Annotated in this window: 23 protein-coding genes; 14 read left to right on the forward strand and 9 right to left on the reverse strand. The window is 71.4% G+C overall.

The window, feature by feature from the left end:
* Positions 1-88: 88 nt before the first annotated feature.
* A complete protein-coding gene (locus HNR14_RS01655; RefSeq protein ID WP_179699519.1) occupies positions 89-1,177 on the forward strand; it encodes a type I restriction endonuclease in 1,089 nt (362 codons plus the stop codon).
* A 63-nt stretch (positions 1,178-1,240) separates the two neighbouring features.
* Here the strand turns inward: HNR14_RS01655 and HNR14_RS01660 are convergent, their stop codons facing one another.
* Positions 1,241-2,257: a zinc-binding dehydrogenase gene (locus tag HNR14_RS01660; RefSeq protein ID WP_179699520.1), complete on the reverse strand. Its 1,017-nt coding sequence runs from the start codon at positions 2,255-2,257 to the stop codon at positions 1,241-1,243.
* 70 nt (positions 2,258-2,327) lie between these two features.
* Here HNR14_RS01660 and HNR14_RS01665 point away from each other — a divergent pair, with 70 nt between their 5' ends.
* A complete protein-coding gene (locus HNR14_RS01665; RefSeq protein WP_218874951.1) occupies positions 2,328-3,242 on the forward strand; it encodes a substrate-binding domain-containing protein in 915 nt (304 codons plus the stop codon).
* 95 nt (positions 3,243-3,337) lie between these two features.
* Here the strand turns inward: HNR14_RS01665 and HNR14_RS01670 are convergent, their stop codons facing one another.
* The gene (locus HNR14_RS01670; RefSeq protein WP_179699521.1) at positions 3,338-5,881 is read right to left on the reverse strand and encodes an AAA family ATPase; all 2,544 of its coding nucleotides are present in this window, start codon (positions 5,879-5,881) and stop codon (positions 3,338-3,340) included.
* Positions 5,882-6,073: 192 nt separating this feature from the next.
* On the opposite strand from HNR14_RS01670, the gene HNR14_RS01675 reads away from it, so the two are divergent.
* A complete protein-coding gene (locus HNR14_RS01675) occupies positions 6,074-6,475 on the forward strand; it encodes a DoxX family protein (protein ID WP_179699522.1) in 402 nt (133 codons plus the stop codon).
* Between the two features lie 99 nt (positions 6,476-6,574).
* Here the strand turns inward: HNR14_RS01675 and HNR14_RS01680 are convergent, their stop codons facing one another.
* Entirely contained in the window at positions 6,575-7,174 is a 600-nt protein-coding gene (locus HNR14_RS01680; RefSeq protein WP_218874952.1) for a TetR family transcriptional regulator, read from the reverse strand.
* A 75-nt stretch (positions 7,175-7,249) separates the two neighbouring features.
* Between HNR14_RS01680 and HNR14_RS01685 the strand changes: the two genes are divergently transcribed.
* Positions 7,250-8,050, forward strand: coding sequence for an SDR family NAD(P)-dependent oxidoreductase (locus tag HNR14_RS01685; protein WP_179699524.1), 801 nt, complete (start codon positions 7,250-7,252; stop codon positions 8,048-8,050).
* A gap of 143 nt (positions 8,051-8,193) precedes the next feature.
* Here HNR14_RS01685 and HNR14_RS01690 read toward each other — a convergent pair whose 3' ends face one another.
* A complete protein-coding gene (locus HNR14_RS01690; RefSeq protein WP_179699525.1) occupies positions 8,194-9,081 on the reverse strand; it encodes an aldo/keto reductase in 888 nt (295 codons plus the stop codon).
* Positions 9,082-9,186: 105 nt separating this feature from the next.
* Here HNR14_RS01690 and HNR14_RS01695 point away from each other — a divergent pair, with 105 nt between their 5' ends.
* From HNR14_RS01695 to HNR14_RS01705, 3 genes are read left to right on the forward strand one after another with little or no spacing between them, the layout of a single operon-like run.
* Positions 9,187-9,900, forward strand: coding sequence for an alpha/beta fold hydrolase (locus HNR14_RS01695; protein WP_179699526.1), 714 nt, complete (start codon positions 9,187-9,189; stop codon positions 9,898-9,900).
* On the forward strand, positions 9,897-10,976 hold the full coding sequence (locus tag HNR14_RS01700; RefSeq protein WP_218874953.1) for an FAD-dependent oxidoreductase: 1,080 nt from the start codon (positions 9,897-9,899) through the stop codon (positions 10,974-10,976). The genes HNR14_RS01695 and HNR14_RS01700 overlap by 4 nt, the downstream gene beginning before the upstream one ends.
* Positions 10,973-12,061, forward strand: coding sequence for a DNA glycosylase AlkZ-like family protein (locus tag HNR14_RS01705; RefSeq protein ID WP_179699527.1), 1,089 nt, complete (start codon positions 10,973-10,975; stop codon positions 12,059-12,061). The genes HNR14_RS01700 and HNR14_RS01705 overlap by 4 nt, the downstream gene beginning before the upstream one ends.
* A 160-nt stretch (positions 12,062-12,221) precedes the next feature.
* On the opposite strand, the gene HNR14_RS01710 is transcribed toward HNR14_RS01705, so the two are convergent.
* Positions 12,222-13,001, reverse strand: a complete 780-nt coding sequence (locus tag HNR14_RS01710; protein WP_179699528.1) for an SDR family oxidoreductase — start codon at positions 12,999-13,001, stop codon at positions 12,222-12,224.
* A gap of 101 nt (positions 13,002-13,102) precedes the next feature.
* Between HNR14_RS01710 and HNR14_RS01715 the strand changes: the two genes are divergently transcribed.
* Together HNR14_RS01715 and HNR14_RS01720 are read left to right on the forward strand one after the other, a co-directional pair.
* Positions 13,103-13,942 carry a helix-turn-helix transcriptional regulator gene (locus HNR14_RS01715; protein WP_179699529.1) on the forward strand — a complete coding sequence of 280 codons (840 nt, stop codon included), beginning with the start codon at positions 13,103-13,105 and terminating at the stop codon, positions 13,940-13,942.
* Positions 13,943-13,952: 10 nt separating this feature from the next.
* On the forward strand, positions 13,953-14,861 hold the full coding sequence (locus HNR14_RS01720; protein WP_179699530.1) for a hypothetical protein: 909 nt from the start codon (positions 13,953-13,955) through the stop codon (positions 14,859-14,861).
* On the opposite strand, the gene HNR14_RS01725 is transcribed toward HNR14_RS01720, so the two are convergent.
* Both HNR14_RS01725 and HNR14_RS21260 read right to left on the reverse strand, forming a co-directional pair.
* A complete protein-coding gene (locus HNR14_RS01725) occupies positions 14,858-16,459 on the reverse strand; it encodes a SulP family inorganic anion transporter (RefSeq protein WP_343064390.1) in 1,602 nt (533 codons plus the stop codon). The genes HNR14_RS01720 and HNR14_RS01725 overlap by 4 nt on opposite strands.
* A 71-nt stretch (positions 16,460-16,530) precedes the next feature.
* Entirely contained in the window at positions 16,531-17,229 is a 699-nt protein-coding gene (locus tag HNR14_RS21260; RefSeq protein ID WP_179699531.1) for a MerR family transcriptional regulator, read from the reverse strand.
* A gap of 37 nt (positions 17,230-17,266) precedes the next feature.
* On the opposite strand from HNR14_RS21260, the gene HNR14_RS01735 reads away from it, so the two are divergent.
* From HNR14_RS01735 to HNR14_RS01755, 5 genes are all read left to right on the forward strand, one after another.
* Positions 17,267-17,725, forward strand: coding sequence for a DUF6194 family protein (locus HNR14_RS01735; protein ID WP_246311506.1), 459 nt, complete (start codon positions 17,267-17,269; stop codon positions 17,723-17,725).
* A 75-nt stretch (positions 17,726-17,800) separates the two neighbouring features.
* On the forward strand, positions 17,801-18,271 hold the full coding sequence (locus tag HNR14_RS01740; RefSeq protein WP_179699532.1) for an SHOCT domain-containing protein: 471 nt from the start codon (positions 17,801-17,803) through the stop codon (positions 18,269-18,271).
* Between the two features lie 39 nt (positions 18,272-18,310).
* The gene (locus tag HNR14_RS01745; protein WP_343064391.1) at positions 18,311-20,020 is read left to right on the forward strand and encodes a SulP family inorganic anion transporter; all 1,710 of its coding nucleotides are present in this window, start codon (positions 18,311-18,313) and stop codon (positions 20,018-20,020) included.
* A complete protein-coding gene (locus HNR14_RS01750) occupies positions 20,007-21,215 on the forward strand; it encodes an AI-2E family transporter (RefSeq protein ID WP_179699533.1) in 1,209 nt (402 codons plus the stop codon). The genes HNR14_RS01745 and HNR14_RS01750 overlap by 14 nt, the downstream gene beginning before the upstream one ends.
* Before the next feature lie 2 nt (positions 21,216-21,217).
* A complete protein-coding gene (locus HNR14_RS01755; protein ID WP_179699534.1) occupies positions 21,218-21,889 on the forward strand; it encodes a GAP family protein in 672 nt (223 codons plus the stop codon).
* 24 nt (positions 21,890-21,913) lie between these two features.
* Here the strand turns inward: HNR14_RS01755 and HNR14_RS01760 are convergent, their stop codons facing one another.
* Positions 21,914-22,471: a hypothetical protein gene (locus tag HNR14_RS01760; protein WP_179699535.1), complete on the reverse strand. Its 558-nt coding sequence runs from the start codon at positions 22,469-22,471 to the stop codon at positions 21,914-21,916.
* Positions 22,468-23,559 carry an ATP-binding protein gene (locus tag HNR14_RS01765; protein WP_179699536.1) on the reverse strand — a complete coding sequence of 364 codons (1,092 nt, stop codon included), beginning with the start codon at positions 23,557-23,559 and terminating at the stop codon, positions 22,468-22,470. The genes HNR14_RS01760 and HNR14_RS01765 overlap by 4 nt, the downstream gene beginning before the upstream one ends.
* Between the last annotated feature and the right edge of the window lie 32 nt (positions 23,560-23,591).

Raw genomic sequence — 23,591 nt, forward strand, 5'->3', positions numbered from 1 at the left:
CCCATTCCGGGTGGGTTGACCGAAATGAGTCACCTCTCGATACCTACCCCTCAGTATCTTTGGATCACGATCCGCCCAAAGGAGACCCATGGATTTTGCAGAGGTGCTCGCCGCCATCGCAGTCAAAGTCGCCAACCAGCGCGACGCCATCCACACCGAGGAGGCGACGAAGAATGCATTCGTCATGCCGTTCATCTCGAATGTGCTCGGCTACGACGTCTTCAATCCGCTCGAGGTTGTACCGGAATTCACCGCCGACGTGGGGATCAAGAAGGGCGAGAAGATCGACTACGCGATCATGCGGGACGGTGAAGTCCAGATGCTGATCGAGTGCAAGAAATCCAACGAGTCACTCACGATCGAGAATGCGTCGCAGCTCTACCGCTATTTCGCAGTGACGAATGCCCGTGTCGCGGTGCTGACCAACGGCGAGGTGTACCACTTCTACACCGATCTCGACGCCCCGAACCGGATGGACGACAAGCCGTTCCTCGTTCTCGACCTGCTCGACATCGACGAGACACTGATTCCGGAGCTGCGGAAGCTGACCAAGGACGCGTTCGACCTCGACTCGATCATCAACGCCGCAGGCGAGTTGAAGTACATCGGCCAGATCAAGCGGGCACTCGCCACCGAGTTCCGCGAGCCCGATGAGGAGTGGGTTCGCTTCTTCACTAGCCGCGTGTACGACGGGTCGATTACCCAAAAGGTGCGTGACCAGTTCACTCCACTAGTGCGCAAGGCGACGAGCCAGTTCCTGAACGATCAAGTGAACGATCGGCTCAAAACCGCACTCGGAAGCTCGTCGTATTCCACCAGCGCCGCCGAGCCGGAAGCCCTCACGAGCCAACCGCCCGCGGAAAGCGATCTGGATCGCGACACGGAGATCGAGACGACGTTGGAGGAGTTGGAGGGCTACCAGATCGTCAAGGCGATTGCATGCAGCGAGGTCAAGCCGCAGAGGATCGCCCAGCGAGATTCCAAGTCCTACTTCGCAATTCTTCTCGACGACAACAACCGTAAGCCGGTCGCGCGTCTGCACTTCAACAGCAAGACCAAGAAGCACATCGGCCTCTTTGACGAGGACAAGAACGAGACGAAGCACGAGTTGGGCTCGCTAGACGAGATCTACCGGTTCGCGGACGACATCCGCGCGGCCGTTCGTCGTTACGCGTGAGCACATCTGGGGGCCGCGTACGCACGTGCGGACGCGACCCCCAGGTGACATGTTCGCCCCGCCTCAGTCGAAGACGACCGTCACCTTGTCGGCCGCGCCGGGCGTCGCTGCGAGGGCGAGGGCGTCGAGGGCTTTCTCGAACGGCAGGCGGTCGCTGATGATGAGCGCGTACTTCTGCCAATTCTCGATGATGTCGTCGGTGACCTCGAAGATCTCCGTCGGGTAGCCCATCGACCAGACGATCGTGAGCTCGGTCGGCAGGATGCCGCCGAAGTCCAGCTCGACGGGGCGCTTGTGCACGGCGACGATGCCGAGCGTCGCACCGTGCTTGGCGAAGCCGGCCACGGCCTGCGGGATGGAGCCGACACCGGCGGCGTCGAGGTAGATGTCGGTGCCGGGGCGGGCACCGCGCACCATGGCGGTGGAGGCGTCGCCGTGCAGTTCGACGAGGCGCGCGGCGAGGTCCTCCTCGGCGGAGTTGATCACGGCGTCGGCGCCGATCGCGAGCGCCTTCTCCAGGCGGGTGGGGAGGATGTCGACGACCACGATGTGCGACGCCCCGCGGCGGCGGTAGCCGAGCAACGCGCCCAGGCCGATGGGGCCGGCGCCGAAGATGACGACTCTGTCGCCGTCCTTCGGGGCGGTGCGGTTGACCGCGTGGTAGGCGACGGCCATCGGCTCGTTGAGCGCGGCGACGTCCCACGGGATGTCCTTCGGGATCACGCGCAGCTGGCGGCCGAGCACCGCATCCCGGACCACGACGAACTCCGAGAGGGCGCCCTGCTCGCCGCCCGAGCCGAGCAGCCCGTCGGTGAAGGCCATCGTGTCGATGACGACGTGGTCGCCGACGCTGATCCCCTGCACGTCGGCTCCGACCTCGACGACCTCTGCGGCCGGCTCGTGCCCGAGCGGGGTCGCACCCTGCCGGGGCGGGATGCCGCCGAAATGCGAGTACATGGCGTCGGAGCCGCAGATCCCGCACGCCTTGATCGCGAGCAGGACGTCGGCGGGTCCCGCGGTCGGCTTCTCGATGTCGACCCACTCGTTGGTGTCGACGCCGGTGACTCGGATGGATTTCACTGCATGCTCCTTCAATCGGTTCTCGCCACCGTAGTTACTAAATCGAATTAGTGCACGTTAGGATCGGGCCGTGAGCGTGACGATCAAGGAGGTCGCGCGGGCGAGCGGCGTCTCCCCCGCGACGGTCAGCTTCGTGCTCAACCGCACGCCGGGGCAGGTGATCCGACCCGAGACGCAGGAGCGGGTGCGGGAGGCCGCACGCGCCCTGGGCTACGTGCCGCACGGCGTCGCACGCGCACTGCGCGAGGGGACGTCGCGCGTCGTGCTGCTCGACGTCGGCGCGCGGCGCGGCGGCCCGATCCTGGAGGGCTTCATCCTCGGGATGAGCACGGAGCTCGCCGCCCACGACCACAGCCTCCTGGTGCAGCACGGCACCCACGACCACGCGCTGCAGTCGGCGATCGCGGCGGTCTCGCCGCGCGCCGTCGTCGACATCTCCGGACCGTTCCGGCACGTGAACCCGGGAGCGCCCGAGGGCGGCTGGGTCTACGGGCTGGCGTCGCACGCGCTCACCCAGCTCGCGCACCTGCGCGACCGCGGGCACGCGGTGGTCGCGTTCGGGGCGCCGGGGCCGCACTCCGACGTTCCGCACGACCGGCTGCCGCACCTCGTGCAGGCGGCCGAGCGCCTCGGCCTCACCGCGGCCGGAGTCGTCACAACCGGGACCGATCGCGACTCCACGGCCCGCGCGATCGCGGAGCTGCGGCAGCGGCATCCCGAGGTCACCGCCATCGCGGCCGTCGACGACGAGACGGCGCTCGCCATCCTCTCGGCACTGCCGAAGCTCGGGCTGGCCGCCCCCGGCGACCTCGCGGTGATCGGCTTCGGCGACAGCGAGTACGGGGCGCTGTGGGCGCCCGCGCTGACCACGGTGCACGTGGAGGCGGAGCGGCTCGGCGCGCACGCGGCGCGGGTCGCGATCGGCCTGGAGCCGGTCGCGGAGCCGACCACGGGTTCCCGCGTGGTCGTGCGGGAGTCGGCGTAGCCATCCATCAGACGCAACACGCCGCGCCCGCAGAAGCGGACGCGGCGTGTTGTGACTATTCGTTCGGTGCGGGGTGCGGGGTGCGGGAGTCCGGATCAGGCGGCCGCGGCGAAGATGGCCCGCGCGCTCACGCGCAGCTCGCCCTCCACGGCATCCACCACCACGGTGCCACCCTCGGCGACCTCGCCGGTGACCATCAGGTCGGCCACGCGGTCGTCCACCTCGCGCTGGATGACGCGGCGCAGCGGGCGTGCGCCGTACTCGGGCTCGTAGCCCGCGTCGGCGATCCACTCGACGGCCGCCTCGGTGGTCTCGAACGCGATGCCGCGGGAGGCCAGGCGGTGCTCGGTGGCGGTCAGCAGCAGGCGCACGATCGACCGCAGCTGCTCCGCGTCCAGCTTGCGGAACAGCACGATCTCGTCGATGCGGTTGAGGAACTCGGGCCGCATCGCCTCACGCAGCTTGCCCATGACGCGGTCGCGCAGGTCCTTCTCGGAGGAGAAGCCGTCCGCGCCCGGTGCGACGAAGCCGAGGGCTCCGCTGCGGGAGGCGAGGAACTCCGACCCGAGGTTGGAGGTCATGATGACGACCGTGTTGCGGAAGTCGACCGTGCGGCCCTGACCGTCGGTCAGGCGTCCGTCGTCCAGCACCTGCAGCAGCAGGTTGAAGACGTCGGGGTGGGCCTTCTCGATCTCGTCGAACAGCACGACCGAGTACGGGTTGCGGCGCACGCGCTCGGTGAGCTGGCCGGCCTCGTCGTAGCCGACGTACCCGGGAGGGGCGCCGACCAGGCGGGCGACCGTGTGGCGCTCGCCGAACTCGCTCATGTCGAAGCGGAGCATTGCCTTCTCGTCGCCGAAGAGCGACCCGGCCAGGGACTTCGCCAGCTCCGTCTTGCCAACGCCGGTGGGCCCGAGGAAGAGGAAGCTGCCGACGGGGCGACGCTCGTCGCCCAGCCCGGTGCGGTTGCGGCGCACGGCCTTGGCGACCGCAGTGACCGCGTCCTCCTGGCCGATGACGCGCTCGTGCAGCTCGGACTCCAGCCGGGCCAGGCGCTCGCGGTCGGCGTCGCCGATGCGGGACACCGGGATGCCGGTGGCGCGGGAGACGATGCCCGCGATCTCGGGCTCGCCCACGACCGCGTCGGGCCGCGGGGCGCGACCGAGCTCGTCGAGGGAGTGCTGGACCGTCTCGATCTCGTCGCGCAGGCGCGACGCCTCCTCGTAGTGCTCGCCGGCGACGGCGGAGTTCTTCTCGGACTCGAGGGTCGCGAGCTTCTGCATCAGCTCGGACGCATCCACCCGCTTGCCCAGCGACAGGCGCAGTCGCGCGCCGGCCTGGTCGATCAGGTCGATGGCCTTGTCGGGCAGGAAGCGGTCGGAGACGTACCGGTCGGAGAGCTCGACGGCGGCGCGCAGGGCGTCGTCCGTGTAGCGCACGCCGTGGTGCTCCTCGTAGGCGCCGCGCAGGCCCTGAAGGATGAGCACCGCGTCCTCGACGCTGGGCTCACCGACGGTCACCGGCTGGAAGCGGCGCTCGAGCGCCGGGTCCTTCTCGATGCGGCGGTACTCCTTGAGCGTCGTCGCGCCGACCAGGTGCAGGTCGCCGCGCGCCAGGCGGGGCTTCAGGATGTTGCCCGCGTCCATGCCGCCGGACTCTCCGGAGCCTCCGGCGCCGACCACGGTGTGCAGCTCGTCGATGAAGACGATCAGCTCGTCGGTCCCCGCGCTGATCTCGTCCATGAGCGCGGTAAGGCGCTCCTCGAAGTCGCCGCGGTAGCGGGTGCCCGCGACCATCCCGGCCAGGTCGAGCGTGACGACCTTCTTGTCCTGCAGCTGCTCGGGGACGTCGCCGGCGACGATCGCGCGGGCCAGGCCCTCCACGATCGCGGTCTTGCCGACGCCGGCCTCGCCGACCAGCACCGGGTTGTTCTTGGTGCGGCGGGAGAGGATCTCGATGGTCTGCTCGATCTCGTCGAGCCGGCCGACGACCGGGTCGAGCCGGCCCTCGCGGGCGAGCTCGGTCAGGTCGGTGCCGAAGCGGTCGAGCATCGGGGTGTCGGACTCGTCCTCGGCGGCCTCTGGCTCGCCCATCCCACCGGCGCCGACCGTGGCGGTCTGGCGCATGGCGTTGGTGAGGGCGTCCGCGGTCACGCCGGCGGCCTGCAGGACCTGCCCGGCGGGGGCGTCCTGGCCGATCACGAGCGCGAAGAAGAGGTGCTCGGGATCGATGTACGTCGATCCGGAGGCACGGGCGACCTGGTACGCGTGGAAGAGCGCGCGCTGGGCGGAGGTCGTGATGGAGGCGGCGTCCGCATCCACCATCTCGCCCGACGCAGGGAGGCGCTGCTCGGCCGCGAGCACGACGCGCGCCGGGTCGACCCCGATGCCGCGCATCGCGTCGGCGGCCGGCTCCTCGCCCGCCATGACGCGCAGGATGTGCAGGGCGTCCAGCTCGCGGTGGCCGTGCTCCAGAGCGAAGCGGCCCGCCTCGGCGAGGATCTCCTGCGTGCGCCGGCTCAAGAACCGGCTGATGTCGATCGAGCGCGCGGCGCGCGCACGCTCACCCGCGAGGTAGCGGGCCAGGAACTCGTCGAACGAGCCGTTTCCGCCGCTCTCCGGAGTGAAGTTCTCGGGCACGTGATCTCCTGTTTCTAAAGTTGAGTGGTGTGCACTCAAGTTCAACGAAACCGGCGGGAGGATATTCCGGGAGCACGCCCGTCATCCTGTCCGCTTGCAGAGAACGCACGGAAGGCGTTGCATCGGGGGTATGACTCGACGCATCCCCGCCTCCCGCGCCTCCACCGCCTCGACCGTCCGGAACGCCGCCGCATGAGCGCCGCCCGCACCACCGCCCGCATCCTCCTCGGGGCCGGCCTGGTCTTCGCCGGGGTGAGCCACCTCACCTTCGCCCGCAAGGACTTCCAGGCACAGGTGCCGGACTTCGTCCCGCTCGACGCGGACACGACCGTCCTCGCCTCCGGGGTGGTCGAGATCGCGCTCGGGACCGCGCTCGCCGTCACCCCGCAGCGGAAGGGACTCGCCAGCCGGAGCACCGTCGGCTGGATCGCCGCGGCGTTCTTCGCCGCCGTGTTCCCCGGCAACGTGTCGCAGTGGCAGCACCACCGCAGCGCGTTCGGCCTCGACACCGACCGCAAGCGGCTGATCCGGCTCGCGTTCCAGCCGCTGCTGATCGCGCTGGCGCTGTACGGGACGAACGACCGCCGCAGGTAGCGCGCCGACATTCGTGCCGAATGTCGGCTTAGAGCGCTTCTTTCACGACATTCGGCACGAATGTCGCGGCGCGCGGCGATGCTCAGCGCGCGAGGATGCTCAGCGCGCGTCGACGCGGAGCCAGCGCAAGGCGGCGTCCACCGCGTCGGCGGGGTCGCCCGCGTCTCCCGCAGCCCAGTCGATGAGGGCCGAGCGGCTCGCAGCCTCGTAGGCGGCGGCCACCGCGTTGGCGACGGCGCGGGGCGCATCCGGCACGCGGCCGGCGATGTAGTCGGCGAGGTCGGCGGTCCACGGGAGGTTGCTGCGCTGCCCGAAGGCCGCGAGCTCCGGCTCGGTGGAGACGAGGGTCGCCCACTGGGAGCCGAGGCGGCGCACCGAGTCGAGCGAGACCGAGTTCACGACGGCGTGGCGCAGCACGTCGGCGAGCGGCTCCTCGGGAGCGGCCGCGGCGAGCGCGGCGGCGAGCCGTTCGCGCGCCGCATCCACGCCGGTCCAGGCGATGGCGGCGCGGGTCTGGAAGTGCCGGAGCAGCGTGCGCTCGCTGACGCCGGTCGCCTCGGCGAGGTCGCGCCAGGTGGTCTGCTCGTAGCCGCGCTCGGTCCAGAGCAGGATGGCGGCCTCGGCGACGGCGTCGTGGTCGACCACGGACGGGCGGCCCCTGCCACGGGAGGCGGGCGTGCGGTCGGCGGAATCGGTCACGGCGGCGACACTAGCACTGCGCATCCTTTTTTGGCGTAGTCTGTCAATAATGTTCACCCGTAGAAAGGACATGACATGACACGCACCTACGTCGTCACCGGATCCGCGTCGGGCATCGGCGCCACCACGGCCGCCCTGCTCCGCGAACGCGGAGAGAACGTCATCGGCGTCGACCTGCGCGGCGCCGAGGTCGAGGCCGACCTCTCCACCCGCACCGGCCGCTCCGAGGCCGCGAAAGCCGTGATCGCCCTCGCCGGCGGTCGCGTCGACGCCGTGATCGCCTGCGCCGGCATCTCCGCTCCGATCGCCAAGACCATCTCGGTCAACTACTTCGGCGTCACCGAGCTGCTCGAGGCGCTGCTCCCGGCGCTCCGGGAGTCCGACGCCCCGCGCGCCGCGGTCGTCTCGTCGATGGCGTCGCTGCAGCCGAACTCCGCCGAGATGGTGGAGGCCGCACTCGCCGGCGACGAGCCGCGCGCCCTCGAGATCGCCCGGGGCTACGTGACCGACGACCCGATGACGGGCTACATCGTCTATCCGTCGTCGAAGCGCGCGCTCGCCCGCTGGGTGCGGCGCGAGTCGATTTCCGAGGCATGGGCCGGTTCCGGCATCCCGCTCAACGCGGTCGCTCCCGGCACGGTGGTCACCCCGATGACGGCCGACCTGCTCGCGACACCGGAGGGCGCCGCGATGGTGGACGCGTCCGTGCCGATGCCGCTCAACTACCACCAGCCTCCGGAGTCGATCGCCACCCTCCTGATCTGGCTCACCAGCGTGGAGAACACGCACATGGCCGGCCAGGTGATCTACGACGACGGCGGCGCCGACGCCACCTTGCGCGGCGACGACATCTGGTCCTGGAACGACGCGTCCTGAGCTGACGGGCATCCGCGACGCGCTGCTCACCCACCGGAACTCCGGACACCGGCGCCGACACGCCGCTCATCTGACCGGAACTCCGGCGAAATCGAGGCTCACGCTCCGGATCGCCGGAGTTCCGGCGGTCCGCAGCCCGGGCCTCACGCCTCCGGGATGACGCGCTGGAAGAGCTCCTCGCGGAGGACGTCCGGGTCGGGGCCGCTGCGCATGCCGGTGTCCAGCGCGTCGATGCGGGCCAGCTCGTCGCCGGAGAGCTCGAAGTCGAAGACGTCGAAGTTCTGCGCGATCCGCTCGGGGTTCGTCGACTTGGGGATGGCGGAGCGCCCCTCCTGCAGATGCCACCGCAGCATGACCTGCGCAGCGCTCTTGCCGTGGTCGGCGCCGATCGCGGCGAGCTCCGGGTCGTCCATGACGCTGCGCCGCTTGTCGCCCCAGCCGGGGTAGAAGGTGATGCCGCCGATCGGCGACCACGCCTGGGTCACGATGCCGTGCGACTCGTCGGCCTGGCGCACGTCCGGCTGCGAGAAGTAGGGGTGCAGCTCCACCTGGTTGACGGCGGGCACGACCTCCGTCTCGGCGAGCAGACGGTCGAGGTGCGCGGGCGTGAAGTTGCTCACACCGATCGCGCGCACGCGGCCGTCGGCGAGCAGCGTCTCGAGCGCCTGGTAGGCGGCGATGGTCGTCTCGAACCGGCTCGGGACGGGCTGGTGCAGGATGAGCAGGTCGAGCTGGTCGACGCCGAGCTTGCCGGTCGCCTTCTCGAACGCGTGCAGCGTCTCGTCGCGGCCGTAGTCGGTCACCCACACCTTTGTCTCGATGAAGACGTCGGAGCGGTCGAGGCCCGAGCGGCGGATCCCCTCCCCCACTTCGCGCTCGTTCAGGTACGCGGCGGCGGTGTCGATGTGGCGGTAGCCGACCGAGAGGGCGGTCTCGACGGCCGCGCTGGTCTCCGCCGGCGGGCTCTGGAAGACGCCCAGCCCGAGGGCGGGCATGACGACGCCGTTGTTGAGTGTCAGATCGAAGGTCATGCCATCCACGGTAGGCCGCTCGACCGGTGCGAGGGAGGCTGCATCAGTGCCTCCCTCGGCGCGCGGCCCGGGGCGGATGTCCGTCGCCCGGAGTACCGTCGGGGCATGGAGATCGTCCTCGTCCCCGGATTCTGGCTGAACGCGAACGCGTGGGAGAGGGTGACGCCCGCCATCGAGGCGGCCGGGCACCACACGCATCCCCTGACCCTCCCCGGGCTGGAGGCCGTGACCTCGCCCCGGGCCGGCATCGGCGTCGCCGAGCACGTCGCGGCGATCACGGCGGCGGTCGACGCCGTCGGCGACCCGTCGGCGCGCGACGTGGTGCTCGTCGGGCACTCGGGAGGCGGACCGCTCGCGAACGCGGCCCTCGACGCGCGGCCCGACCGGGTGGCGCGCATCGTCTTCGTCGACTCGGCGCCGCTCGCGCCGGGCGACGTCATCCCGAGTGGGCTGACCCCGGTCGACGGCGAGGTGCCGCTGCCGGACTGGGACGACTTCGACGACGAGGACCTGGTGGATCTCGACGACCCCCTCCGCGAGGTTTTCCGTCGCGCCGCCGTCCCCGAGCCGGGCGGCGTGGTGACCGGCTCGATCGAGCTCCGCGACGATGCGCACCGCCGTGCCGTTCCGGCGACCGTGATCGCGTGCGAGTTCGGGGAGTCGGACCTGCGCCGCTGGGTCGCGGCCGGCGAAGGATTCTGCCGCGAACTGGGCGCCCTCGACCGCTACGACGTGGTGGAGCTGCCCACCGGGCACTGGCCGATGTTCACGCGGCCCGAGGAGCTCGGGGCGGCGATCGCCGAAGCGGCCGCGCGGTGAGCGGAGCGGTCGCGCCCTCGAGCGTGCTGGTGATCGGGAGCGGCGTCGCCGGAGCCGCGACCGCCTTCGCGCTCGCCCGGCGCGGCGTGGCGGTCACGGTCGCCGACGCGGGGCTGACCGGGCGCGCGACGGACGCGGGTGCGGGCATCATCCAACCGTGGAGCTCGGTCGCCGGGGGCGACTTCTCCGAGCTGTACTGCGCGAGCGCCGACTACTACCCCGAGCTGATCGAGCGGCTGGCCGAGGCCGGCGTCGACGACATCGGCTTCCGCCGCAGCGGCGCGCTGATCGTCAACCACGATGAGGCCGTCGTGGAGGCGGCGGAGGCGCGCGTCGCCGAGCGCGCACCGCAGGCGCGCACGATCGGCGAGGTGCGCCGCATCGACGAGGCCGCGGCGCGCGAGCTCTTCCCGCCGCTCGGGGACGGCTTCCACGCCCTCCACATCGCCGGGGGCGCCCGCGTCGACGGCCGCGCCCTGCGGGCCGGCCTGCTCGCCGGAGCGGAGACACACGGGGCACAGCGGATCGACGGCACGGTCTTCCTGGGCGCGGACGGCGTCCCGCGCATCGAGGAGCGCGAGCTGCGCACGGACGCGCTGGTCGTCGCGGCGGGCGCCTGGACCAACCGGGTGCTCGACCGGCTCGGGGCGAGCGTGCCCGTCGAACCGCAGCGCGGGCAGATCACGCACCTCCGCCTCGACGGCGTCGACACCCGGGACTGGCCGTCCGTGCATCCCGTCGCCCCGCACTACCTGGTGGCGTTCGACGACTCGCGTGTGGTCGTCGGCGCGACGCGGGAGACGGGATCGGGCTTCGACGCCCGGGTCACGGCTGCGGGGCAGCAGCAGGTGCTCGCCGACGCCCTGTCGGTCGCGCCCGGCCTCGCCGACGCGACGGTGATCGAGACGCGGGTCGGCCTCCGCCCGCTGCCCGAGGGCGAGCTGCCCTCCGTCGGGGAATTGGAGGGGCATCCGGGCGTCTACGTCAACGCGGGCTTCGGCGCCGCGGGCCTCACGATGGGGCCGCTCGTGGGCGACCTGCTCGCCGAGCAGATCGTGGGAGCGGGCATCGCATGATCCTCCCCCGCGACGAGGCGCGCCGCATCGCCGTGCGGGCGCAGCGCCTCGACGCCGCGAGACCCGAGGGACTGGTGCCGCTGGTCGAGCACCTGACGTTCCTGCAGCTCGACCCCACCGCCGCGGTCGCGCCGAGCGCCGACCTGATCGCCTTCACCCGTCTCGGGCCGGCCTTCCGCCCCGACGAGGTCCAGACCGCGCTGGAGACCGACCGCCTGCTCTACGAGGTGAAGGCGATGGACGACCCGAAGCAGCCGCCCTTCGCGATGGTGCGGGCCGTCTCCGACCTCGGCCTCCACCTCGACCGCATGTCGCACTGGCCCGACGCCGTTCCCGCCTGGGCCGCGTGGCTGACGGCCAACGACGCGTTCCGCACGGACCTCCTCGCCCGGCTGCGCGCCGAGGGTCCGCTGCTGTCGAAGGACATCCCGGACACCGCGGCGGTGCCGTGGCAGTCGAGCGGGTGGACGCACAACCAGAACGTGACCAGGATGCTGGAGCTGCTGCAGGGCCGCGGCGAGGTGGCGGTCGCGGGCCGCGTCGGGCGGCAGCGGACGTGGGATGTCGCCGAACGCGTCTACCCGGCCGGCATCGAGATCGTGCCCGAAGAGCAGGCGAAACCGCTGCGGGACGCCCGCCGCCTCCGTGCGCTCGGCATCGCCCGAGCCGTCCTGGTGGGCGACGCGGGCGAACCGGTGCGGGTGGAGGGCAGCGACCTCGACTGGCGGGTCGACCCGGAGGCGGTGGGGGCGCCGTTCACGGGCCGCACCGCGCTGCTGTCGCCGTTCGACCGCCTGGTGCACGACCGCGTACGCACGCAGGATCTCTTCGGCTTCGAGTACCTGCTGGAGATGTACAAGCCCGCCGCGAAACGTCGCTGGGGCTACTTCGCGCTGCCGATCCTCCACGAGGACCGGCTGGTCGGCAAGCTCGACGCGACCGCGGATCGCAAGGCGGGCGTCTTCCGCGTCGACGCGGTGCACGAGGACGAGCCGTTCACGCCGGCCGTGCGGGATGACGTGGACGCCGCGATCGCCGAAGTCGCCGGCTGGCTCGGCCTGGCGACCGATCGTCGCGACCGATAGTTGCGCCAGCCGGGTCCAGGGCGCTCCCGCAGACTCCCCTGCGCCGGAACTCCGGAGACTCGTCACGACGGGCCGCTCAGCTCGCCGTTCGGACGGCGATTCGGGCTGCGGGGCCGGGATTCTCCGGAGTTCCGGTGGCGGTGGCGGTGACGGACGCGGGCTAGGCCGCCGCGTCCGCCTTGCCGTGCGGGTCGGCGGCGTTGAGGGCAGCCACGACCTGGGCGTAGTCGCCGCGGGCCTCGCCGTAGCGCAGGAACTTCACGCGCTCGACCTGCAGCTCGGTGGCCTCCGGCTGCGTCTCGATGAGACCCATGACCTCGTCGACGAACTCGTCGAGCGGCTGGGCCACCGGGCTGTCCTCCTGGCCCGGCATCAGCCCGGTGCGCACCGCCGGCGGCTCCAGCTCCAGCACCCGCACGGAGGTTCCGGCGAGCTGGAGGCGGATGCTCTCGCTGAGCATGTGGATGGCGGCCTTGGTCGCGTTGTAGGTCGGCGTCACGGCGAGCGGCGCGAACGCGAGTCCGGACGAGACGGTGACGATGGTCGCGTCGGGTCGGGTCTGCAGGTGCTCGATGAACGCGCCGATCAGCCGGATCGGGCCGAGCAGGTTCGTGGTGACGATGGCCTCCGCGGTGTCGACGAAGCCGGCCGGGCTGCGCCAGTCCTCCACGCGCATGATGCCCGCCATCGCGACGAGCACGTTCAGGTCGGGGTGGCGCTCGATCACGGCGGCGGACGCGGTGCGGATGCTCTCGGCGTCGGCGGTGTCGATGCGGACCGTGTCGATGCCGGGGTGCTCGACGGCGATGCGCTCGAGCAGCTCGGTGCGCCGACCGCCCACGACGACCGTGTTTCCGCGGTCGTGCAGGGCGACGGCGAGGGCGAGGCCGATGCCGCTGGTCGCTCCCGGGATGAAGATGGTGTTTCCTGTGATGTCCATGCCCTCAGCCTCGGCGGTGGCGACGCCGACCGGGAGAGACCCGGTGATCGGGGGATCGGCGATCCCTGGTTCGCGGCACGCCCGCGGCGCATGATGGAAGCATGGATCGCACCGCGCTCGCCGACTTCCTCCGCCGCCACCGGGAGGCCTTGCAGCCCGCCGACGTCGGGCTCTCCGCCGGTGCCCGCCGTCGCGCCCCGGGCCTGCGCCGCGAGGAGGTCGCCCTGCTCGCCGCGATGTCGGTCGACTACTACACGCGCCTGGAGCAGCAGCGCGGACCGCAGCCGAGCGAGCAGATGCTCGCGAGCCTCTCCCGCGCGCTGCGGCTCACCGCGGACGAGCGAGACTACCTCCACCGGATCGCCGGCCACAACACGCCGGACCGGCTCGGCGGGGCGCACGTGCCGCCGGCGCTGCTGCGCGTGCTCGACCGCCTCGACGACACCCCCGCGATGGTCCTCTCCAACGTCGGCGAGACGCTCGTGCAGAACCGGATGGCCGTCGCCTTGTTCGGCGACCGCTCCGGCTTCACCGGCCTGGAGCGGAGCGAGGTGTACCGCTGGTTCGCGCATCCCGAGTCGGCCCGCTCGATGTACCCGGAGGACGACCGGGACCGGCAGAGCCGGGCGCAGGTCGCGTCGCTGCGGGATGCCTACGGCGCCCTGGGCGAGCGGTCCCGGGCCGGTGAGGTGGTGCGGGCGCTCCTGCGCGAGAGCCCGGAGTTCGCGGCGATCTGGGAGCGGCACGAGGTGGCCCGCCGGTTCGAGGACCACAAGACCCTCCTGCATCCCGAGCTCGGCGCGCTGGAGCTGGACTGCCAGGCCCTCTTCACCGAAGACCTGTCGCAGTGCCTGCTCGTGCTGACCGCGCCCCCGCACACCGAGGCGGCGGAGAAGCTGGCCCTGCTGAGCGTGCTGGGAACGCAGTCCTTCGCGGAGTAGCGTGTGCGCCGTGGACGTGACCTCCTGGCTCCTCGACGGCGACCCCTCGATCCGCTGGCAGACCCGGCGCGATCTCCTGCACGAGCCCGCACCGGAGTGGGCGGCCGACCGCGCCGCCGTCGAGTCCGAGGGCTGGAGCGCCGCCGTGCTCGACGCGCAGGACGCCTCGGGCACCTGGGGCGGCGCGGTGTGGAAGCCCGAGGACTGGGATGCGACCGACGACACCCTGCTCCTCCTCGCCACCCTCGGCGCCGAGCCGGACGGCCCGCGGATGTCGGCTGCGCTCCAGCGCGTGCGCGAGAACGTCGACTGGGGTGAGGAGTGGGGCAACAGCCCGTTCTTCGAGGGCGAGGTCGAGCCCTGCATCAACGGGCGCGTGCTGATCGCAGGAGCGGCCTTCGGCTCCCCCAGCGAACGGATCGTCGGGCTCCTGCTCGCCGATCAGCACGACGACGGCGGCTGGAACTGCTACTCGGAGGACCGGACCGAGCCCGGCTCCTTCCACTCGACGATCTGCGCGCTGGAGGGTCTGGCCGCCTACCGCGACGCCGGTGGCCCCACCGACGTGTCGGCGCAGATCGCCCGCGGTCACACGTACCTGCTGGAGCGTGGCCTGATGCGCCGCAAGAGCGACGGCAGCCTGATCGACGAGGACTGGCTGACGTTCCGCTTCCCGACCTACTGGCGCTACGACGTGCTCCGCGGGCTCGACCATCTGCGCGCGGCCGGCGCGCCGGCGGACGAGCGCGTTGCGGAGGCGGTCGCGCTCGTCGAGAGCAAGCGCGGCGCGGATGGCCGCTGGACGCTGGAGGCCGCCATCCCGGGCCGCACCACCATCACGATGGAGGAGGTCGGCGAGCCCAGCCGGTGGCAGACCCTCCGAGCGCTCCGCGTGCTGAAGTGGGCGGGAGCCGCCTAGACCACGCGCCCGTCGGCCTCCAGACCCTGGAACCACGGCGTCCGTGCGGCGATCTCCCGCGCCGCGGAGGGCAGGCCGCGCACGCGGAGCCGCACGCCGCGCCCCGCCAGCTCCCGGTCGAGGTCGCGGAACGCCAGGATCACCGTGATCGAGATGTCCTGCAGGGTGGAGCAGTCGAGGGTGAGCTCGTGCAGCGTCGCCACCTGCGCGGCGGCGTCGGCGGCGTCGAGCACCGCCTGCTCGGTCGCCAGCACGTTGGCCGTGTAGAGCGGGCCGAGCAGGGTGACCGCCATGTGCCCGTCGGCGGCGGCCTCCGCGTGGATGCGCGGCTTGTTCATCGCGACCAGCACCAGGACGAGGGTGAAGAGCACGCCGACGGCGACGGCCGCGAGCAGCCCCGCGGTCAACCCGATGACGGTGACGACGGCCGCGATGGTGAAGTCGCGCTTGCTGATCCGCCACAGCAGCGCCAGATCCTTGACGTCGATCAGGCCGAAGACCGCCACGAACACGAGCGCGGCCAGCGTCGCCTGCGGCAGGAGGCTGATCACCGGCCCGAGGAACAGCCCGATCAGGAGGGCGAGCACCACCGTGACGATCGCCGCCAGCTGCGACCGCGCACCGGCCGCCTTGTTCACCGCGCTCTGCGAGAAGCCGCCTGCGGCCGGAAGAGCCTGGAACCAGCCGCCGACGAGGTTGGCAACGCCGATGGCGAAGAGCTCGCGGTTGCTGTCGATGCGCGGATCGTCCACGTCGCGGATGCCGCGCGCGACCGCCGCCGTCTCCAGGAACGCCATCACGGCGATCGCCAGCGCGCCCGGGATGAGCTGGAACACGTGCGCGAACGACGGCAGGACCGGGAGGGGGAACGCCTGCCCGACCGGCGCGATCAGCTCGACCCCGGCCTCCCGCGCCCCGCCGAACGCCACGAGCAGGATGCCCGCGGCCACGACGATCAGCGGACCGGGCACCCGCGGCAGGAAGCGCTTGAACAGGAACAGCGCCGCGATCGAGCACACGGAGAGCAGCGCCGTCCACGGATTCGCCTGCGGCACCGCCGCGATGACGGCATTGATCGACCGGATGAATCCCTCGCCCGTCGGCGCCGTCGTCTCTCCCAGCAGCTTCGGGAGCTGACCGACCGCGACCGTCGCTCCGACCCCCACCTGGATGCCCAGCAGCGTCGGCCGGTTGATGATCTCGACGAGCGAGCCGAGGCGCAGCAGCCGCGCCACGAACAGGATCGCGCCGACCAGCAGGGTGAGGGTGACGAGGTCGCGCGGGATCTGGTCCGAGTTCGCAACGACCCCCACCGACACCAGCGTCGTCGCGGTGAGCGTCGCGATGGTGGAGGTGGCGGAGACGCTCATCGCGCGCGAGCCGCCGAGCAGCGCGTAGACCAGCATCGGCACGATCGCCGTGTACAGACCGACCTCGACCGGGAGGTTCGCGATGGTCGCGTACGCCATCGCCTGGGGCACGACGACCGCGCCCGCGGACACCCCCGCGACGATGTCCCGGCCGAGCCACCCGCGCTGGTACCCCGCCAGCGTCGGGAGCAGCCAGGGCCGCCGGGCGATGGAGGGTGCGGTGGTCACGGATCCCTCCCCTCGTTCTGCCGGCGGCGATCGAACTCTTCCGCAGGCTAGCCGCGCTCTCGGGCGATCGTCTAGACGCGCTCGCGGAGCAGGGCGGCCGCGTCCGCACCGGCCTCCAGCAGAGCGAGCGTGCGCTGCGCGAGCGCCTCGATCCGCTGCACGAGCGACCGTTCGGGATCGTCGAGGCGCGCCGAGCGGCGGATGGCGTCGATCGTGGAGCGGACGGCGGGTATCCGGTATCCCGCTGCGCGCAGTGCCGCGACGATGCGCGCCTCCCGCGCGGCCGCGGGCGGGTAGCTGCGGGCGCCCCGGGAGGTGACGCGGTCGGGGGCGACGAGCCCCTCCTGCTCCCAGAAGCGGAGCGTGGAGGCCCGCACGCCCAGAGCGTCGGCCAGCTCGGCGATGGTGAGCGCGACGTCGTCCGGCTGCGCGCGGCCGTGCCCCTCCGAGCGGATCGTGCGCAGAGCCCGGAGCGCCGCCTCCGCCTGTTCGCGCTCGCGCGCGAGGCCGACGTGCAGCGCGCCGAGCAGCGCAGCCGCGTCGGCGAGCGGGAGCGTCCACGCCTCCCGCAGCACGCGGCGCGCCTCGACCGGGCCGACGGCGGCCGCGGCCCCGCGGTAGACCCGCAGCGCGCGGATGTGCGTCGCATCGAAGCTCCGGTAGCCGTTCGGACCGCGCTCCGCCGGCGGGATGACGCCCAGCCGCTCGAGGTCGCGGATCTGCTGGCGGGAGTAGCCGGAGGCCGTCGCGACGGCGGCGATGGATGTCACGAACCCTCCATAAGCACTTCAATCGGACACTTGAACCATGAACACCGACAGTATGGACCGGATCGTCGCCGCCGTCCGCGCCCTCGACGGCGCGCTCGTGCTCCGGCCGGAGCCCGGCGACGGCTCCCCCGAGCTCGCCTGGGGCGACGCCTTCTTCTATTTCGCCCCGGACGGCCGGGTCCCGCAGAACACGCAGCCCTACGCCACCATCGTGACGAAGGACTATCCAGAGGACACCCTCTCCGCGCTCGGCGGCGACCGGTGGCGGGTCAACATCCACGTCGGCCGTGCACGGCTCGCCGAACTGGTCGGCGACGGCCCGCACGACCCCGCCGCCGTCGACGTGCTCGTTCCCCACCCGGTGTACGGATCGCTCGGCTGGGTCGCGGTCGTCCTCCCCGGCGAGCGCACCCTCGGCACCGTCCTCGACCTGGTGCGCGACGCGCACGACGACACCCGCCGCCGGACCGATCGTCGCGCAGCGAGAGACCTCTAGACGCACGCTCCCGCGCGGCGTTACTCTCAGGCCACACCCAGGGTCACGACCGACCCGGGCAAGGAGGGGTACGACATGTCTTTCTGGGACAACTTCTGGAACATCATCTGGCTCTTCTTCTGGAGCTTCGCGTTCATCGCGTATCTGTTCGCGCTGTTCTCGATCATCAGCGACCTGTTCCGCGACCACAAGCTCAACGGCTGGTGGAAGGCCCTGTGGATCCTCTTCCTGATCTTCGTGCCGTTCCTCACCGCGCTGGTCTACCTGATCGCGCGCGGTCCCGGGATGGCGGAGCGCAGCCAGAAGGAGGCGCGCCAGGTGCAGTCGGCGACCGACCAGTACATCCGTCAGGTCGCGGCGGCCAGCCCGGCCGACGAGATCGCCAAGGCCAAGGCTCTGCTCGACGCGGGGACCATCAACCAGGCGGAGTTCGACCACCTGAAGTCGGTGGCGCTCGGGCACCAGGCCGCGGCCGGCGCGCACGCCGCCCCGGCTGCTCCCGCGGCACCGGCAGCCCCCACTCCGCCGGCGGCGCCGACGGCGTGAGCATCCGGTACGTCATCCGACCAAGAGAGGTGAGCTGACGTGCCCGAATCCGCATCGGCGGCGCCGACGACCACGCGGTCGCCGGCGCCGCCGCGCATGCGGCCGCTCGCCGGCCTGAACCGGCGCACCTGGCTGCAGGAGGTGCTGGCCGGCGTCACGCTGCTCGCCATCGCCATCCCGCTCAACATCGGCTACGCGCAGATCGCCGGGCTCCCGCCCACCGCGGGCCTGTACGCGCTCGTCGTGCCCGCGGTGCTGTACGCGCTCACGGTGTCGTCGCGGCAGCTCGTCGCCTCCCCCGACGCCGCGGCGGCCGCGCTCGTCGCGTCCTCCCTCGGCGGCATGGCCGTGGCCGGCGGCAAGGACTACATCGTCCTCGCGCTCGCGCAGGCCCTCATCGGCGGCGTGCTCTTCCTGCTCTGCTCGTTCTTCAAGCTCGGGTTCCTGGCGAACTTCCTCTCGAAGCCCATCCTGATCGGCTTCGTCGGCGGCCTCGCGCTCGACATCCTGGTGTCGCAGGCGGCGAAGATGCTCGGCGTGAAGATCGACAGCGGCGGCGAGTTCCTCGAGAAGCTCGGCGGCCTGATCACGGGTCTCCCGAAGCTCAACATCTGGTCGCTCGTCATCTCGCTCGGCGCGCTCCTCGTGCTCCTCGTCGGCCGCCGGCTCGCCGCGGCCGTCCCGTGGGCGCTGATCGTCCTCATCGTCGGCACCATCGTCGTCGTGCTGACCGACGCCCAGAAGGCGGGTGTCTCCGTGCTCGGAAAGGTCGACGCCGGACCGCCGACCTTCACCTGGCCGGTCATCGCCTGGACCGACTGGCTCGCCCTCGTGCCGTCGGCGATCGCGCTCACGATGGTCACCATGGGCGAGGGGCTGCTCGTCTCCCGTTCCTACGGCCAGAAGCGCGACTACCCGACCCGGCCCAACCGCGACCTCTTCGCCTTCGGCGTCGCGAACCTGGGCGCCGGCGTCACCGGCGCCTTCACGGTCGGCTCCTCCACCTCCCGCACCGCGGCGATGGACCAGGCCGGCTCCCGCACCCAGCTGCCGACACTGATCACGGCGCTCGGCACGCTGCTGCTCCTGATCTTCGGGACGGCGCTGCTGGAGGACGTCCCCTCCCCCGCGATCGGCACCATCGTCGCCGTCGCCGTCGTGCCCCTGCTCGGCATCCGCGACTTCGCCCTGCTCTGGCGGCTGGACCGCTTCGAGTTCGTGATCGGCGCGGTGTGCTTCCTCGGAGCCCTGCTCATCGGTCCCATCGCGGGCATCGTCATCGCGTTCGTCCTGGCCGTGATCAACGTCACCCGCCGTGCGGCGAACCCGCCGATCGACACGCTCAAGGCCGACGGCGACCCGAACGCGTCGCTGCTGGCGGAGGCGCCCCGCGGCGAGCAGACCGCTCCCGGCGTCATCGTGGTCCGCCTCGCCGCCCCGCTGTTCTTCGCGAACAGCACCGTGTTCCAGCAGGCGGTCGAGGGGGCGGTCGGCTCGTCAGGCGCCACCCACCTCGTGCTCGACATGGAGGCCGTCACCGACATCGACGTCACCGGGGCCGAGTCGTGGGAAGGGCTGCAGGAGTACCTGCACCGACAGAACGCGGACCTGTCGCTCTCGCGCGTCCGCCCCGGTATCCGGGAGCGGATCGAGCACCTCGGCCTGGGTGACGGCGTGCGCTACTTCGAGACCAACCGGGAGGCGCTCTCCGCCCTCCGTACCGATTCGGACGATCATGCCCGCTCCTGAATGGTGGCCGTTCCACCGCCGCCCGAAGCCTCCGGAACCCGCACCGCCCTCGGCGGCCGACTCGGGCGGTGACGGCACGGGTTCGGGTGGCGGGCGCGGTGTGCGCATCCTCCTCGCCCTCGCCTCCGCGGTGGTCGTGGCGTTCGGGATGGCCGCCATCGGCAGCATCCTGGCACCGACCCTGCTGGCCCTCGTGCTCACGATCTGCGCGCAGCCCGTGCGCGTGTGGCTCACCCGCCACGGCACCCCCGAGGGCATCGCGACCGGTGCCGTCGCGCTGACCGTCTTCGCCCTGTTGGCGGGCTTCACCGCGGTGCTGATCGTCGCACTGGCCCAGTTCGTGGGGATGCTGCCCCAGTACAAGAGCCAGATCGAGCAGATCGGCGCGAACATCGGGGCCTGGCTGCAGAGCATCGGCGTGGGATCGCAGGAGGTCAAGACGATCACGTCGGGCTTCGACCCGGCCAAGTTCCTGGACTTCTTCACCGGGTTGCTCGGGGGCGCCTTCGGCCTCGTCTCGTTCGGAGTCGTCGTCCTGACGATGCTCATCCTGATGCCCGCCGACGCGGCGTACACACCGACGCTGCTGCGGCAGCTGGAGCCCACCCGCCCGAACCTCGTCTACGCGATGAGCGGCTTCGCGCACAGCGTGCGCCGCTACATGGTCGTCACCACTGTGCTGGGGCTGGTGCAGGGCGTGATCAACGGCTTCGCCCTCTGGCTGCTCGGCGTTCCGGCCGCCCTTCTCTGGGCGATCCTCGCCTTCCTGTGCAGCTACATCCCGAACGTCGGCTACTTCATCGCGATCGTCCCTCCCCTGGTCTTCGGCTATCTGACGGGCGGCTGGGGAACGGTGATCGCCATCGTCGTCGTCTACGGCATCATCAACGCCGTCGTGCAGTCGATCGTCCAGCCGAAGGTGGTCGGCAACGCGGTCGCGCTCAGCCAGACCCTCACCTTCTTCTCTGTGCTGTTCTGGGCCGTCGTGCTCGGACCGCTCGGCGCCATCCTCGCGGTCCCGCTCACGCTCCTGGTGCGCGCGGTGCTGGTCGACTCCGACCCACGCGCACGTGTCTGGCGCGCGGCGATCGGCGATCTGAGCGAGACCAGGCAGCTCATGAAAGTGGAGTCCGCCGCCCGGAAGTCCGAGCGCGCGGAGCACAAGGTTCACCACGACGACCGACGGAAGGACTGACCATGGGTGGAGCGATCGGAGACACGCTTCCGTTGGCATTGGGGATCGCGATCAGCCCGATCCCGATCATCGCGGCGATCCTGATGCTGCTGTCGCCGAAGGCGCGCGGCACCAGTGTCGGGTTCCTGCTCGGGTGGCTGCTCGGGATCATCGTGGCCGTGGTCGTCTTCACCTTGCTGTCCGGGCTCATCCCGGCCGCCGATCCCGACGCGTCGCAGCCGATCGGCGGGACGATCAAAATCGTCCTGGGAGCGCTCCTGCTCCTCCTCGCGCTGCGGCAGTGGCGCTCGCGGCCGAAGCCCGGCGAGACGGCCTCGCTCCCGAAGTGGATGGCCGCGATCGACCAGATGACCGCCGGCCGCGGGTTCGGGCTGGCGTTCATCCTCGCCGCTGTGAACCCCAAGAACCTCCTGCTCGCCGCGGGCGCCGGCGTCGCGATCGGCACGGCGGGGCTGTCCGTGGGCGCCGACGTCGTCGTGATCGTGATCTTCGTGGTCGTCGCCGCCAGCTCGGTCGCGATCCCCGTCATCGGCTACCTGGTCGCCGCCGAGCGGATGCGCGGTCCACTGGACTCCCTCCGCGGCTGGCTCGTCGGCAACAACGCGACGGTGATGGCCGTGCTCCTGCTCGTCATCGGCGTCGTGCTGATCGGCAAGGGCATCGCGGCGTTCTGAGGGCGGGACGCGACAGGCCCGGCGTCAGTGCAGGGCGATCTTCAGCAGGATCACGACCACGCCGAACAGCCCGGTGATCACGGCGCCGAGGAGGCAGATCCCGACCGGGCGGCCTCGGACGAGGAAGACCAGGTAGCCGAGGAGCGCCAGCATGAGCACCGCCAGCCAGAGCGCGATCGTTACGGCCGTCTCGGCGTCCAGTACGCCGAGCGTCGCCAGCAGCAGCGGGACGCTCGGGATGACCGCCGCCTCCAGCATCCCGGTCGATTCCGCCATCGCATGCCGCAGCGAGTCGCGCAGGCGGTCACGCACGTGTGCGGCGTCGCCGTGGAATCCGAGCGCCGTCGAGTACACGTGGGCGAGCCAGAACACGACGATGCTGATGAGGCTGAAGGCCAGGATCCGCACGGCCGAGTCGGGATGGTCGTCCTCGAGCGACGAGGCCGCCACGACGCTCGCGTACACGATGGTGCCGTAGATCGCCGCCGGTGTGCCCCAGTGGCGCCAGAGGGCGCGCTGCACGCGGACGGTCTGGTCGCCGGACTGGTTGAGGTCGAGCGACGGGTCGGGCTCGCCGGTCATCCCGCCGTCCTCGCCTGCACGTTCAGATCGCCGCCGCCCTCCAGCGTGAGCCGCCGCCCCACCCGCACCAGCTGCGGCTCGTCGGAGAACCCCCCGGCGAACAGTGCCTCGCCCTTGCGGAAGGTCGGCGACTGCTCGAGCAGGTACGACGGGACGAAGCCGAACACGTCGGCGATCTCGGCGAGGTCGCGCGGGGCGTTCATCCGCATGAGCCCGAGGTTGTCGCACTGGGAGAGCACATTGGGATGGATCTTGCTGGGACGCTGCGTGGAGAGGAACAGCCACAGGCCGAACTTGCGCCCTTCGGCGGCGATCTGGATGATCTGCTCGGTCAGCTGGCGCTCGATGTCGTTGCGGGCGGTGGGCGGGCAGAAGTTGTGCGCCTCGTCGATCACGATGAGCAGGGGGCGGCGGTCCATCCGGTGCTGCCAGAGATGCTCCAGCACGCACAGAGCGGCCGCCTGCGGCTCGGCGCTGTGCGAGAACCCGCCCACGTCGAGCACCGTGGCCCGCGGCCGCTCGTCGAGCACGTCGACGACGGATGCGCGACCCAGCGACCAGAGCGGCCAGTCCAGGATCTCGAGGTTCTCGATCCGGAGGCCGAGGCGACGCCGGGCGGGTTCGTCGGAGCCGAGCAGGGCCTCCAGGAACCGGTTCTGGTCGTAGTGGTCGGCGTTCTTGTCGAGGTGCAGCAGGACGTTGTACTCGTCCTCGTCGGCGATGGGGTCGAGCCGGGCGACCGCCGCCTGCGAGCGCACGCTGAGATCGACGTAGCGGGCGCGCAGCTGCGGCTCGGTCGTCGTGCTGCTGTGGAAGACCCGGATGTCGGACCGGGCGTAGCGCGCCGCCTCGGCCGGGTCGGCGTCGTCGCGGGTCTCGGCCAGATGCACGAAATCGGCGTTCGGGTCGAGGACGCCCATCGAGAGCTCGGTCTCGAGCAGCAGCTGCTCCAGCACGACGCCGAGCGCGTAGGTCTTGCCCGAGCCGCTCTGCCCGCACCAGAACGTGTGCCGGTTGAACCGGGAGGCGTCGATCACGGCGGGGCGGTCCGGAGCCTCCACCAGGGTGCCGATCGTCAACGGGATCATCGTGTCGCGTCCATTCCCGGGATCCTCCCCGT

Origin of the sequence: Leifsonia naganoensis (assembly GCF_013410615.1) — a bacterium.
In the GTDB taxonomy this organism is placed as follows: domain Bacteria; phylum Actinomycetota; class Actinomycetes; order Actinomycetales; family Microbacteriaceae; genus Leifsonia; species Leifsonia aquatica.